Here is a 13,255-nt window from a genome sequence, read left to right on the forward strand (position 1 = left end):
CCTAGGCGGATGGGCAGGTTTGATTCGAATCTAGCAGCGTCGGCGAGGTCGATGATAGGACTTATTACTTAAGCCCAATCTGGTTGGGATCGGGTGGAGGTTGCCGCATTCCAGAATGGAATGGATAGGCCCGCCGACCAGAACGGCCCAGAGCCAATCTGTGGGTAGACGCGGAGTGGCCCGGCCGCTGGGGCCGGGCCACTTCGTTTTGTATTACTGGTTCAGATGAACCAGGGTCGGTTTAGCTGCTAGGGGCTTGTGGCAGTGCCGTTCCCGGCGTGCTCGGCCTGGGGTTGCTGCACCGGTCGGCGGCCAGGTGGCCAGCGCTGTCACCGAAGTCGGTGGTGCCCAACTCGGCGCAAGCCCGGGCCAGAGCCGCAGCAAACTGGTCGTGGTTCAAGAAGCCCGCTTGCAGAGCGTTCTGGCGGGCCACGGCCTCACGGCGGGTGTAGCCCAGCGAGCAGATGTCGGCCACGCCGTCGCCGTCGCTGTCGAAGGCGTACAGCGGCTGGCCGCCCAGGCTCAGGTTGGTGCAGAAGTTCTCATCGGAGACGATGCCCGAGAAGAACACATCCCGCACCGCAGGATCAACCGGCGCCGGCGGACTCGACACCCGGCGGGCGAACGTTCCAGCCGGACCGCACGCATCAGCATTCAAAGCAGCATCAGAGTCACCCAAGTTCTTGGGCGCCGAAGCGCACTGGCTGGGAATGGCATCTTCAGCTTCGACCGGCGGAGTCGCAGTGTCGTCAGCTTCCACAGCATCCTTGCCATGCAGGTGATCCTTGAACGTGTCCGGGAACAGAGCGGCCAGCTCGTTCAAAGCGTTCTGAGTGGCCACAGCCTCGCGGCGGGTGGTCTTCAGCGAGCAGATGTCGGCCACGCCGTCGCCATTGCTGTCGAAGGCGAAGGTCTGCGGACCGCCCAGGCTGTACCCGGTACAGAAGTCCGGACCGGTGATAATGCCGGAGTAGTAGCCGTCGCTCACCGTGATGGTTACCCGAGCAGTGTTGGTCTGCTCTGTGCCACCCGTCGGGGTGAAGGACACCGTCAGCGAGAAGTGGAGCTTGATGCTGTTGAAGCCGTGCAGGCTCGGAGCATCGAAGTACGGGAACCTGGTGGTCGCCTGCTTCAACTCCCCACCAGCAGTCGGGTGGTAGGTGCCGATTGTCCCGTAGTCGGGGTAGCCGGCGACCTGGCTGCCAGCATCGACCTCGTCGGCGGTGCCGTCAGTGGTGGTGTCGGCGTTGCCGTCATAGGGGAACCACTCGCCCTCGACATAACCACCGGCAACCTCCTGCGGAGTCAGGGCCGGACGGTCCTGGGTGGCCGGATCGGTGGTGATCCCGGTGTAGGTCCACAGATAGCTCAGGCCAACAGCGGTGCCCGCCGAGCTGCTGCTACCAGAGCCATTCAGGCGGACGAACCCACCGGAGGACACCTGCTGGTTGGCACCAGCGTTGGCCACCGTGCGGTACTGCTCGTTGTCGTAGACCGTGACGACCACATCGTCAGTGCTGGACTGGCCCCAGCTATCGGTCACCGTGAATCGGATGGGGATCTGATAGGCGTTGACGTTGGGAGTATTGGTGTCATCGTCGTGGTCGATCGAGATGATCGGCAGATTCACGCTGTCCACCTCGGGCACCGAGAAGGAAGCCGTCTCCTGATCAGCGTTGTCGATGCTCAGGTAGGCCTTCCTCGGCAGCCTGATGTCCACAATTTCAGCTACTGACCCTGTGAGGCCGGTGTCGGCTGAGGTATCAAGAGCCGGAGGAGTGGCAGTGGTGAGCGGATAGGCCCGCTCAGTCCAGCTGAAGGTGAGGTCGTTGGCATCGGCATCGAACCCGATACCCCGCAGCATGACCTGGCCGGTGGGCAGATTGAAGGCACCGATGGTACCGCCGTTGGGACCATCGCCAACCGAGATGTTCACCGGAGCAACCGCCTCGGGGGCCGTGTTGCGCACGGCCACGATGGTCACCGTGGTGGTGCTGCTGCGCATCGTACTATCGGTCACAGTGATGTTGACCTCGTACTCGGTTCCTTGAGGAGCAGTCCGAGGAACCATCAGCGTGGCCACAGTCGGTGCGGCAGGATCAGGAACCCGAACGCCATCGCCTGAGAAAGAGGTGATAAGACCGGTATTGCCGCCAGTGAGGCCGATGTCGGCATCAAACGGCATCGCGGTGATGGTCACCGTGTTGTTTGGCGCAACCAGGAACCGGTTGGCGCCCAAGCTGCTGCGCACCAAAGGAGTCGCGGTTCCGTCGACATCATACGTTGCCGTGATCGGTGCAGTGCGGGTGCCGGCCACCGGATCGTTGGGCTGGTCGTGGATGACGATCAGCACGTCGGCGGTGTCGGTGTTGCCACCAGCAGTGGCGCCGTTGTCGTCAATTGTCAAGCGGTAGTAGGCGTAGAACGGATTGGGGCCAGAGCCGTCGGTGTTCGCCAGTGCAATAACGGTCCTGCCAGCGTCGTTGTCAGCGTCAGCAACTGATTCGCTACCTACGCTGGAGCTGATCTTCTTACCAGTAGCGGCATTGTCCGAACCGCCGGGGAGGGACGGATCGAGATCGGCGGCGTTGTTGGAGACACCGGTATCGGCGCTGCTGTCATAGACGCGGGACCAGGAGAACATGGCATCAGTCAGGCGTGGGGTGTCGGGGTCGGTGCTGCCGGAACCGTCAAACGTCAGCAGGGCGCCTTCCTTGATGTGCCACTCGTAGTCAGCATTGTCGCCCTCACCTGGCCGGGAGATGATGGCGTCAATCGTGTATTCCTCGTCGTCCTCGTCGATCATCCCGTCACCGTCGTCGTCGTAGTTGGCCACGGCAGTGGGGTTCTTCAAGAACGCGGACACGGTGATGTCGGCGGTGGGGCTCTCGGCGGCCCGGAAGTTGTAGGTCACCGTGTCAGTATCGGACAGGGCGCCAACATCGGTCCGCGGGTTGGCATCCCACACCGTCAACCGGAACTCGATGGACTGACCGTAGCGAGCAATGGATGCCTCATTCGGAACGATGAAGGTGACATCCGTTGTCGAGCCGGAAACAGGGGTGAGGGCAAGCCAGTCCTTATAGGTGTCGGTCACCACTTCCCACTGATGGAGGTTGATCCCGTCGCCGCCCGTGTTGTCGGGATCAAAGCTGCGAGAACCCACCAACGTCTGGACCACGTAGTCGTCCGCCGTGCCAGCAGTGCCGTCAGGGCCGTTATTGGGAGTGGCATCGCCGAGCGTTGCGATCGCGACTGGGGGGAGGTTGGGCGGGGTTTGCGCCTGGGAGCCGGGCGCGGTCCAGATCAGCACGCTCGCTACCAACGCCAACAGCGCCCCGAGCGCGAGCAAGGACCTGCGACGACCAGCAGCACTCCCGCCGCCGGACCAAACCGAGTGAAGCATCGTCATCATGGGCAACTTTCTATCAGACCGGGTCAGTGGTTCAAAGTCTATAGGGTCGCCGACACCCTAATGGGACAGAACCGCTCGGTTCTGTGTCGGCGGACTGAGCCCGACCCCGGCTCAGCACGGGGAATAGTTTGTCAGGTCTTGGGGGAAGTTTCAAACACTCCCAGACAATCTTCCGACCATTTCTTGCAGGAAGGAACAGGTCAGCCCGCTAGAGAATCGCCAAAACCGCCCTCAGGCGCAGGCATCTCGGCTCAAGTGTCGGGGGTCGTCGCCGAAGTCGGCGGTGCCGAGTTCTCTACAGGCCAGGGCCAGGGCATTGTCAAAGGACGCTCGGGGGCTTGCGAAGACATTGAGGGCGTGCTGGCGGGCGACGGCCTCACGGCGGGTGTAGGGCAGCACGCAGGTGTCGGCCACGCCGTCGGCGTTGCTGTCGAAGGGGTAGAGGCGGGCGCCGCCCAGGCTCAGGTTGGTGCAGAAGTCGGGGCCGTCGACCAGCGCGCCGGAGAAGAACGTGTCAGCCAGGTGAGGGGGCACCGGGGGTGGCGGGCCGGCCACCCGGGAGGTGGCGCAGGCGTCTTGGGCCAGGTTGGCGGGATCGTCGCCGAAGTCGCCGGCGATGCGGTTGCAGGCCAAAAGCACCTGGGTGGTGAACCGGGTGTTGTTGAGCGAGGCCAGCGTGGCGAGCGCGTTTTGGCGGGCGATGGCCTCGCGGCGGGTGGTGCGCAAAGAGCAGGTGTCGGCCACGCCGTCGCGGTCGCTGTCGAAGGCGTAGGTGGGGGGGCCGCCCAGGCTCAGGTTGGTGCAGAAGTCGGGGCCGTTGATGACCCCGGAGAAGAACCGGCCGGCCACGGTGATGGTCACGGTGTCGGAGTCGGTGGCCCGGGTGCTGTCTCGCACGGTGAGGGTGAAGGTGAACGACACGCTGGTGTAGCTGCCGATGTCGGCGGGGGCGTCGAAGTAGGGAACCGCGCTGTTGGCCCCGAACAAGATGTTGGGATAGACGTTGCTGGCGGGCAGAAAGCCCGCCAGGGCCAGGCGGTCGAACTGGGTGAGCGGGCGCTCGGATTGGGGCGGAGTGGTTTCGAATCCGGTGTAGGTCCAGCGCCAGGAGGTGATCCGGTTGGTGCGGTTGGGATCGATGCTGCCGGAGCCGTCGAGGCGGACCTGGGTGCCGGGCTCCACGCTCTGGTTGGGGCCGGCGTCGGCTTCGGGGGGATTGATGTTGCCCAGCACGATGACCGTGACGGTGTCGGTGTCGTTGGCGCCCCACTGGTCGATCACGATGAAGCCGAGGTACACCTCGAGCTCGCTGAAGCCGGCGACGTCGGGGGGTGTGAACGACACGGTGGCGGTGTCGGCGTTCATCAGCTCGAGGGTGGGCTCATCGAGGGGATCGCCGTTGGCGTCGGCCTGGAACCAGCGATAGCGCAGCGGATCGCCGTCGGCGTCGGAGCCGGTGCCGGTGAGGATCACCAGGCCTTGGCGGTTGGTGCCGCCCCGGGGGCCGTCGTCCACCACGGCATCGGCGGGGGCGGTGGCCCGGGGGCGGTTGTTGTCGGCCACGGTGAACACGACCACGTCTCGCCCGATGCGGTTGGTGGGATCGGACACGGTAACGGTCACTACGTAGGTTTGGCCCTGGGGGGCGTTGGTGGGGGCTGAGAACGTGGCCCGGGAGGTGGGGCCGTGGGTGGCGTTGGAGGAGGCGGGGTTGACGCCGGTGCCCACCCAAGTGTGGACCAGCCTTGAGGCGTCGCCGGTGTCGCGGTCGGTGGCTCGGGCGATGAGCTCCACGGTGGCGCCGGGGCGGACCACGTAGTTGAGGGTGGGGTTGTCGGGATTGAGGGCGTTGGCGTCTTGGACCGGCTGGCGGGCGTTGTAGAGCTCGAGTTCGACCTCGGGGGCGAAGGGCTCGTCGACCACGTTGATGCGCACCGAGGCCACCACCTGCTGGCTGGTGCCGCTGGTGACGGTGAGGGTGTAGATGACGACGGCGGTTTGGCCCTGGCGCAGGTTGGCGGGAAACAGCAGGGTGACGTCTTGGTCGTCGCGGTCTTCGAAGGGGACGCGGAACTCGTTGTAGGAGGGGACGGCCGAGAGCCGGGTCCATTGGAATCGCAGCGTGCTGTTGGCGGTGGCGCCGACGCCGGAGCGGCCGACGCCGTTGAGGGTGACGCGGGCGCCCTCTCGCACCGTCCACTCGTCGTCGTCGTTGCCGCCTTGGCCGGGGCGGCGGACCACGCCGGGGACGGTGTAGCGCTCGTCGTCTTCGATGATGTGGTTGTTGTTGGCGTCTATGGGATTGGGGTCGGCGATGAAGGCGGTGAGGCCGATGGCCGCAGTGGGCGGGCCCTCGAAGTTGAGGGTGACGGTGTCGGTGCCGGTTGCGCCCTCGGGATCGGTGACGGTGAGGCGGAACTGGATGGTGTAGCCGTATCGGGCCGCTTCGGAGGGCGACGGGGATATGAACGTGGCGGTGCGGCCCCGGGGGAAGCCGGTGGGGGTGATGGCGAGCCAGGAATAGTTGGAGGTGATGACTTCCCAGCGGTAGTCGAGCACTTGGTTAGCGCCGTCGATGTCGAAGCTGCGGGTGGCGTCGAGGGTGACGAAGCCCGAGCCGAGGGCGACGGCGCGATCGGCGCCCGCTCGGGCGATTGGGGGGGAGTTCTGGGTTTGGGCCGCGGCGGTGGAGGCGGGGGCCAGAGCGAGGACGGCGGCTAACAGAGTGGCGGCGAGAACGGTGCTGAGGGCGCGCTTGTTAAGGGCGGGGAGTGGGCGGGCGATGGCCATGAACTGAGGATAGCGGTGGGTTGGGTTTGATTTAGGTCAGCGGCTGCGGGCGTCGCCGCGGGCCTCGCAGGAGGCGATGGTTGTCTTTCGGGCGGGCTTAGACGGGGGCGGTGTGGACGATGGCCGTCATTGCTCCGAGCATCGCCACCGAGACGCTGACGAAGGTGATAACCATCGTTCGGGTCATGCGCGCTAGCTGAAGGGCGACCACATCACCGTCGCCGAGTGATGGCCCAACCCTAACGGCTGACAGACCCTGTTACAACCGAGTCATACTGCCCCCATAGAGGCCTAAGGGAGGCTCTCTCTCCCCTATTGGGGCGAAGACAGGCCGTCGGTGTAGGTGAGGGTGTTGTAGGGGGTGGCGGGGGTTCTTGGGCCGTCTAAGAGGATGCCGGTGAGGTTGAGGGGGTCGCAGGCGGCGATGGTTACCTCTTGGTTGGTGCGGGGGCGGCGGCCGACCTTTTGGAGTTGGTCGGCGGCCGCGGGCAGGGCGAACTGCTCGCCGCTTTGGCCGGCCACGAAGCGGCCCCCTCGCACCAGGCCGCGGTCTTCGAAGCGGCGCAGGGCCTTGAGGATGTCTCGCCAGGGGGTGGCGGTGGGGGTGGCGGGGTGGTGGGCGAGGCTGCGGAACACCACGCCCCAGCAGGCCAGAAGTTGCTGGGCGACGGCCTCGGCGAGGTCGTCGGCGGGGAGCTCCTCGGGCGATGGAACGAGCGACCAGCGGCCGGGGGCGGCGTGGGTTTCGCGAGACGCGCCATTGTTAAAGGCGCGATTCATGCGCGAGGCCCGGGTGCGCAGGGCTTGGGAGCGCAGGTTCTGGCCAGGACGGTGGCGGGTGGGGCGGCGGCCGGTGCGGTCGAGCAGGGCTCGCACCGCGGCGAAGCCGTCGGCGGTGAACAGGCCGAGAGCGACGCCGTTCCAAAGGGCCCTTTCGATGTCGTCGGGCAGGCGGTGGGTGGCGTCGGCCAGATCTGGCAGGAAGCTGGCGCCCTGGGACTGGAGGATGTCGGCGATCTCTTGAACGGGGCCGGCTTCGGGGGGCTCGGGGTTGTTGGTGCGGGCGGCGGCGAGGAGCCAGGGGAGGTCTTCTCGGAAGACGAGGGTGATGGGGGTGGCTTTGCGGGGGGCCATGGAATTGGCCTTGGCGGGTGTGTTGGGGGGCGTGAGGCGGAGCCAGGCCAGCTCGCCGCGGTAGCAGAGCTCGTCGAGCCAAATCGGGTTGTAGTCGGGGAGGCGCTTTTGGATGATCTGGGATTCCCAGGCGCCGGCGGGGAGGTCGAGGCCTTGGAGCTGCTCGAGGACTTTGGTGAGGCCGGGGCGACCCCTAACTGTCGAATCAGGAGTTAGGTGATGCCAATCAAGCAAGAACCTCATGAAGTCTTGTGGACTGGCTGCTTGGACTGAGGATCGCTTCTGGCGACGCGAAAGATACGACATGCGCTGAAGAAGTCGACGGGAACACCACGAATCAGGAGCAGCGCCATCCAGATGGCTAGCCCTCATAGCTGCCCCTTCGGATTCAAGAGCTGCCAATGCTTGATTGACCGTCGGAAGGTCTAGGGCTGTTTTGTCTGCAAGTTGTTCGGGGGTGGTGGGGCCGGTGGATTCGAGGTGGCCTCGGATGGTTTCGGTGGCTTTTTCGGGGGTTAGGGCGGTTTCGACTAGTTCTGAGGTGGTCCAGAGGGGGTTTTCGGCGTTGTTCTTTAAGGTGCAGACCCGGTTCTTGGATTCCAGGGCCTCATAGAGCTCTTGCCAGGCAGGGTTGGGGCGGGTGATTACCTGGGTGGTCAGCAGGTCGTGGAGCTCGTCGGGGGTTCTTGGGTCGGGGGTTATCTCCTCGACCACCTGGGCGATGGCGTCGGGGGCGATTTGGGAGAGGGTTGAGGCATCGAGAGCGGGGGGCTGTTGTTCGCCTCGGGGGCGCAGGCCTCGGGGGACGGTGACGGCGTTGGTGCGGCGGTCGACGATCTCGGCGTCGTCCAAAAAGGCGTAGGGGCGGGCGTTGACGATCTCGTGGCTGAGCGGGGAGGGCTCGGCGGTGTCGCAGAAGTGGGTGCGGACTGCGCCGGAGCGGATATCGGTGAGGAGTTGCGTGAGGCCGTCCACGTCGAGAGCCTCATGGAGGGTGTCGTGGAGGGTTTGGCGCACCAGCAGGTGATCGGGGATCTCGATGGGTCCGGCCACGTTCTCCTGGCAAGCCGCCGCGCCGGGGAACACGGCGGCCATGATGTCGTCGGCCTCCATACGCTGGATGGGGGGCGGATTGCGCTTGCCGCCCCGGCTGCGCAGCACCACCAGGGCCCGATTGAGGTTCCAGCGCCAGCGGGCGGTGAACATGGGCGAATCCAGCACGGCCTGGGTGAGCACCTCCTCCACCGAGTCGGGGTGCAGGAATTGGGGGACGTCGCTGAGGGGGAAGCTGTGGTGGGGGCCGAGCGACAAGATGATGGCGTTGTCGTTGGCCGCCGCCTGGAGCTCAAAGTCGAAGCGGCGACAGAGGCGTTTGCGCAGGGCCAGGCCGAAGGCCCGGTTGATGCGCCCGCCATAGGGGCTGTGGACCACGAGCTGTTGGCCGCCGGTGTCGTCGAAGAAGCGCTCGAACACGATGTTTGTGTGGGTGGGGACGGTGCCGAGGGCGGCTTGGGCGGCGGCGACGTAGAGCACGGCCTGCTCGGCGATCTCGTTGGTGACGCCGTGGGATTGGGCGAATTGCTGGTTGGCCTGGGCCAGGGTGGTGTCGTTTAGGGGGTTTGCGTCGGCGGTGTCGGGAAACAGCGTTGATATATAGGCGCGCAGGTTGGACACCTGCTGGGACAGTTCGGCGGTGCGGGCGGGGGCCTCGCCCAGCCAGAAGGGCACGGTGGGCGGGGCGTCGCCGGCGTCGATCACCCGCACGGTGCCAGCGGCCACTTGCTTGATCCGCCAGGAGTGGGAGCCCAACAGGAAGATGTCGCCGGCCATCGACTCCACCGCCCAGTCTTCGTTGACGGTGCCGATGAAGGTGTCGTCGGGCTCGGCCACCACCCGGTAGTCGCCGTTCTCGCCGATGGCGCCCCCGGAGGTGAGGGCGGCCAGCCGGGCGCCCAGTCGGCCCCGCACCTCGTGGTTGACGGAGTCGTGGTGGAGGTAGGCGCCCCGGGGGCCCCGGCCGGTGACCACTCCGGTGGCAGCCTGGTTGACGGCCTCGTCGAATTGCTCTTTGGTGAGGTTGGCGTAGGGGGCGGCCTTGGTGAACATGTCGTAGAGGCCACCGGTGGTGTGGTTGTCGTCGGCGGCAGCCTCGGCGATGAGCTGCTGGACGAGGATGTCGAGGGGGGCTTCAGGGGGGCGGACGGCGTCGAGCTGGCCCTGGTGGACGGCGTGGACGAGGGCGAGGCACTCGATGAGCTCGTCGCGGGTGAGGGGCCACAGGCGGCCCTTGGGGGTGCCGTGGCGGCTGTGGTTGGAGCGGCCCACCCGCTGGAGGAAGGTGGCGATGCTGCGGGGCGAGCCCACCTGGCACACCAGCTCCACGGGGCCGATGTCGATGCCCAGCTCGAGGGAGGCGGTGGCTACCAGGGCTTTTAGGTCGCCGGCCCGGAGGCGGTGCTCGGTGCGGATGCGGCGCTCGGTTGACAAGGAGCCGTGGTGGGCGGCCACCGCGTCTTCGCCCAGGCGCTCGGCCAGCTGGTGGGCGATGCGCTCGGACATGCGGCGGGTGTTGACGAACACGATGGTGGTGTGGTGCTCGCCGATGAGGGTGGCCATGCGGTCGAGGATCTGGTCCATCTGGGCATGGGAGACCACCGCGTCGAGCTCGTCGTCGATCAGCTCCAGGGCGATGTCGAGGTTTCGCTGGTGGCCGGTGTCAACGATGGTGCATTGGGGGGCGGGTTCGGCGGCGCCAGACTCGGTGGAGCCGGCGCCGTTGTCGGACCGGTCTGGGTGGATGCCGGTGAGCAGGTCGGCGATGGTGGCGATGGGGTGCTGGGTGGCCGACAGGCCAATGCGGGTGGGGCGGACGTCGGCGGCGTGCTCTAGGCGCTCGAGGGTGAGGGCCAGGTGGCTGCCCCGCTTGTCTCGGGCGGTGGCGTGGATCTCGTCGACGATCACGGTCTCCACGGTGCGTAGCACCTCTCGGCTCTTGGCCGCGGTCACCAGCAGGTAGAGCGACTCGGGGGTGGTGACCACGAAGTTGGCCGGTTTTTTGATCATGGCGGCCCGGGTGTGGGCCGGGGTGTCGCCGGTGCGCACCGCCACCGTCAGCGGCGGGGGCTCATGGCCTTGTTCCCGGGCGATCTCGGCGATCTCGGCCAGGGGGCGCTCCAGGTTCTCGGCGATGTCGGTGGCCAGCGCCTTGAGCGGCGACACGTACACCACCTGGCTGGCCTTGGCCACCGTTTGGCCTTGGACGTGGCGCTTGTAGAGGTTGTCGATGGCGATGAGGAATCCGGCCAGGGTCTTGCCCGACCCGGTGGGCGCGGCGATCAGCGTGTCTTGGCCCGAGGCGATGGCCGGCCACCCCTGGGCCTGGGCCTCCGTGGGCCCGCCGGGAAACCGCTGCTCAAACCACGCCGCCACCGCCGGGTGGAACTCAAAGCCGATATCGGCCAACACGCTGGGCTCGGCGTGGATCGGGGAAGCCACGGCGTCAGACTACCGGCGGGCTGTGACAAGCTCGGCGGGTGGGATCGACTTGGGGTGGGCGGATGTCGGGGCGGGACTATGACGCCCGGTGGGAGCGGCTCGAGGCCGAGGGGCACAACCCCCATGGGGAGGCCGATTTTGTGGACTCGCTGCTGGGAGGTTCCGGGCGGGTTCTCGATGCGGGCTGCGGGACAGGACGGATGGCGGTTGAGCTGGCCCGGCGGGGGTTTGACGTGGCCGGGGTGGATATCGACACGGAGATGATCTCGGGGGCTCGGGCCAAGGCGCCGGAGTTGGCCTGGCACCAGCTGGATTTGACGGTGTTCGACCTGGGCGAAGCCTTCGACGCGGTGGTGATGGCGGGGAACGTGCTGCTGTTCACCGGGCCGGGCACCGAGTCCGCAGTGGTGGCCCGCTGCGCCGCCCACCTCTCCCCCGGTGGCGCCCTGGTGGCCGGGTTCCAGCTGCGGGCCGGGGGCTACACCTTGGATCGCTACGACAGCGACTGTGCCGCGGCGGGATTGGCCCTGTCGGAGCGCTACTCGACGTGGGAGCGAGGGCCCTGGTCGGGCGGCGACTACGCCGTGTCGGTCCACCGCCCCATATAGCCCACCCATATAAGAGGCGCGCGGCGCGGGGCGCGAGACTGGGAGGGTGCTGGGCGGGCCGGAGATCATCACGTTCTTGTTGCTGGCGCTGGGGGGTGCGCTGGCGGTGGGGAACATTGCCGCGCTGATCAATCCTGACGGCCCTCGCAAGCGCCGGACGGGTCGGCCCGACATCCCTCCCCCGCCGGGTGCCCCCGACGAGCCAGCGACCCCGAAGGTGGGGCGCAGCGTGGTGATGATCGTGGTGGGCCTGGTGATCGTCATCTGGGCCATCGCCAGCCTGATCGGCGGGTGAGCCTTCCCGGCCCTGTCAGCCGAGCAGGGTAGGGTCGGGGGGGTTATGGCGTTGTTGGATGTGGCGGGGGTCACGGTGCGGTTCGGGGGGGTCACCGCGCTGCGGGACCTGTCGTTCACCGTGGACGAGGGCAGCATCTGCGGGCTGATCGGGCCCAACGGGGCGGGCAAGACCACCTTGTTCAACGTGGTGAGCCGGGTGTACGACGCCCAAGAGGGCGCAGTGGCCTTTGAGGGCGCCGATCTGCTGGCCCGTCCGGCCCATGCCATCAGCGGTTTGGGCATCGGGCGCACCTTCCAGAACCTGGCCCTGTGGCCGGGCATGACCGTGATGCAGAACGTGATGGTGGGCGCCCACCACCGCTCCAGCATCGGCGCGCTGCGGGCCGCGCTGCGGTGGGGGTCGGGGCAGGAGGAGGCCTCGCTGGCTCAAACCGCGTGGGAGGCACTGGAAGAGCTGTCGCTCACCGACGTGGCCTTTCACCCCGCGGCGGGATTGCCGTTCGGGACCCTGAAGCGGGTAGAGCTGGCCCGGGCGCTGGTGGGCCGGCCCCGGCTGCTGATGCTGGACGAGCCGGCCACCGGGCTGACCCAGACCGAGGTGGGCGAATTGGCCGATTTGCTGGTGGCGCTGGCCCAGCGGCACTCGCTGACGCTGCTGTTGGTGGAGCACCACATGGGGATGGTGATGGGGGTGTCCGACAAGGTGGTGGTGCTGGACTTCGGGGCCAAGATCGCCGAGGGGACCCCCGCCGAGGTGCAGAACGACCCGGCGGTGGTGGAGGCCTACCTGGGGGCCGAGCAATGAGCGGGCCGTATCTGGAGGTGTCCGGGCTGAAGGCGGCCTACGGCGACATCCAGGTGCTGCACGGCATCGACTTCTCGGTGGACGAGGGCCAGATAGCGGTGATCTTGGGGGCCAATGGGGCGGGCAAGACCACCACGCTGCGGGCGCTGTGCGCCATGGTGTCGACTGAGGGCTCGGTGCGGCTGGCGGGCGAGGAGCTGTCGGGGCGGGGCACCGCTGACATCGTTCGCCGGGGGGTGGCCCACGTGCCCCAGGGGCGGGGGACGTTCCCCGACCTGAGCGTGGAGGAGAACCTGATGGCCGGGGCCTATGTGCGCTCCGACGCTGATGTGCGCTCAGACATGGAGCAGTGGTTTGAGACGTTCCCGGTGCTGGGCGAGCGGCGGACCCAGACCGCGGGCAGCCTGAGCGGGGGCGAGCAGCAGATGTTGGCCATCGCCCGGGCGCTGATGCTGCGGCCGTCGCTTTTGCTGTTGGACGAGCCGTCGCTGGGGTTGGCGCCGATGATCACCCGATCGCTGTTCGAGCAGCTCACCGCCATCAACGCCGCCGCCGGGACCACCATGCTGGTGGTGGAGCAGAACGCCAGCCTGGCCCTGGGGGTGGCCGATGTGGCCTATGTGCTGGAGGCCGGGGTGGTGGCTCTGTCGGGCCCCGCCGACGAGTTGGCCGCCGACGACAGCGTCCGCCGGGCGTACCTGGGGTATTAGC

Annotated in this window: 7 protein-coding genes; 4 read left to right on the forward strand and 3 right to left on the reverse strand. The window is 67.1% G+C overall.

Annotated features, from left to right (window positions below; translation table 11 throughout):
• Window positions 1-241 precede the first annotated feature (241 nt).
• From ACOGXH_RS16495 to ACOGXH_RS16505, 3 genes are all read right to left on the reverse strand, one after another.
• Window positions 242-3,331 (reverse strand): hypothetical protein, encoded by a 3,090-nt coding sequence (locus tag ACOGXH_RS16495; RefSeq protein WP_419930177.1) that lies wholly within the window; start codon window positions 3,329-3,331, stop codon window positions 242-244.
• A gap of 315 nt (window positions 3,332-3,646) precedes the next feature.
• Window positions 3,647-6,205 (reverse strand): hypothetical protein, encoded by a 2,559-nt coding sequence (locus ACOGXH_RS16500; RefSeq protein WP_419930178.1) that lies wholly within the window; start codon window positions 6,203-6,205, stop codon window positions 3,647-3,649.
• A 312-nt stretch (window positions 6,206-6,517) separates the two neighbouring features.
• Window positions 6,518-10,834, reverse strand: a complete 4,317-nt coding sequence (locus tag ACOGXH_RS16505; RefSeq protein ID WP_419930179.1) for a DEAD/DEAH box helicase — start codon at window positions 10,832-10,834, stop codon at window positions 6,518-6,520.
• A 62-nt stretch (window positions 10,835-10,896) separates the two neighbouring features.
• Between ACOGXH_RS16505 and ACOGXH_RS16510 the strand changes: the two genes are divergently transcribed.
• Genes ACOGXH_RS16510 through ACOGXH_RS16525 form a run of 4 tightly spaced genes read left to right on the forward strand, consistent with a single transcriptional unit; the run spans window position 10,897 to window position 13,254 of the window.
• A complete protein-coding gene (locus ACOGXH_RS16510) occupies window positions 10,897-11,442 on the forward strand; it encodes a class I SAM-dependent methyltransferase (RefSeq protein ID WP_419930180.1) in 546 nt (181 codons plus the stop codon).
• A 46-nt stretch (window positions 11,443-11,488) separates the two neighbouring features.
• Entirely contained in the window at window positions 11,489-11,737 is a 249-nt protein-coding gene (locus ACOGXH_RS16515; protein ID WP_419930181.1) for a hypothetical protein, read from the forward strand.
• Between the two features lie 45 nt (window positions 11,738-11,782).
• Entirely contained in the window at window positions 11,783-12,544 is a 762-nt protein-coding gene (locus ACOGXH_RS16520) for an ABC transporter ATP-binding protein (protein ID WP_419930182.1), read from the forward strand.
• Window positions 12,541-13,254, forward strand: coding sequence for an ABC transporter ATP-binding protein (locus ACOGXH_RS16525; RefSeq protein WP_419930183.1), 714 nt, complete (start codon window positions 12,541-12,543; stop codon window positions 13,252-13,254). The genes ACOGXH_RS16520 and ACOGXH_RS16525 overlap by 4 nt, the downstream gene beginning before the upstream one ends.
• The last annotated feature ends 1 nt before the right edge of the window (window position 13,255 follow it).

The sequence above is a fragment of the Candidatus Poriferisocius sp. genome, assembly GCF_965208355.1.
Classification (GTDB): domain Bacteria; phylum Actinomycetota; class Acidimicrobiia; order Acidimicrobiales; family Bin134; genus Poriferisocius.

Excerpts from the sequence above, each read along its gene's own strand:
- ACOGXH_RS16500 (WP_419930178.1), bottom strand. The coding sequence starts at position 6,205 with ATGGCCATCGCCCGCCCACTCCCCGCCCTTAACAAGCGCGCCCTCAGC.
- ACOGXH_RS16510 (WP_419930180.1), top strand. The coding sequence starts at position 10,897 with ATGTCGGGGCGGGACTATGACGCCCGGTGGGAGCGGCTCGAGGCCGAG.
- ACOGXH_RS16520 (WP_419930182.1), top strand. The coding sequence starts at position 11,783 with ATGGCGTTGTTGGATGTGGCGGGGGTCACGGTGCGGTTCGGGGGGGTC.
- ACOGXH_RS16525 (WP_419930183.1), top strand. The coding sequence starts at position 12,541 with ATGAGCGGGCCGTATCTGGAGGTGTCCGGGCTGAAGGCGGCCTACGGC.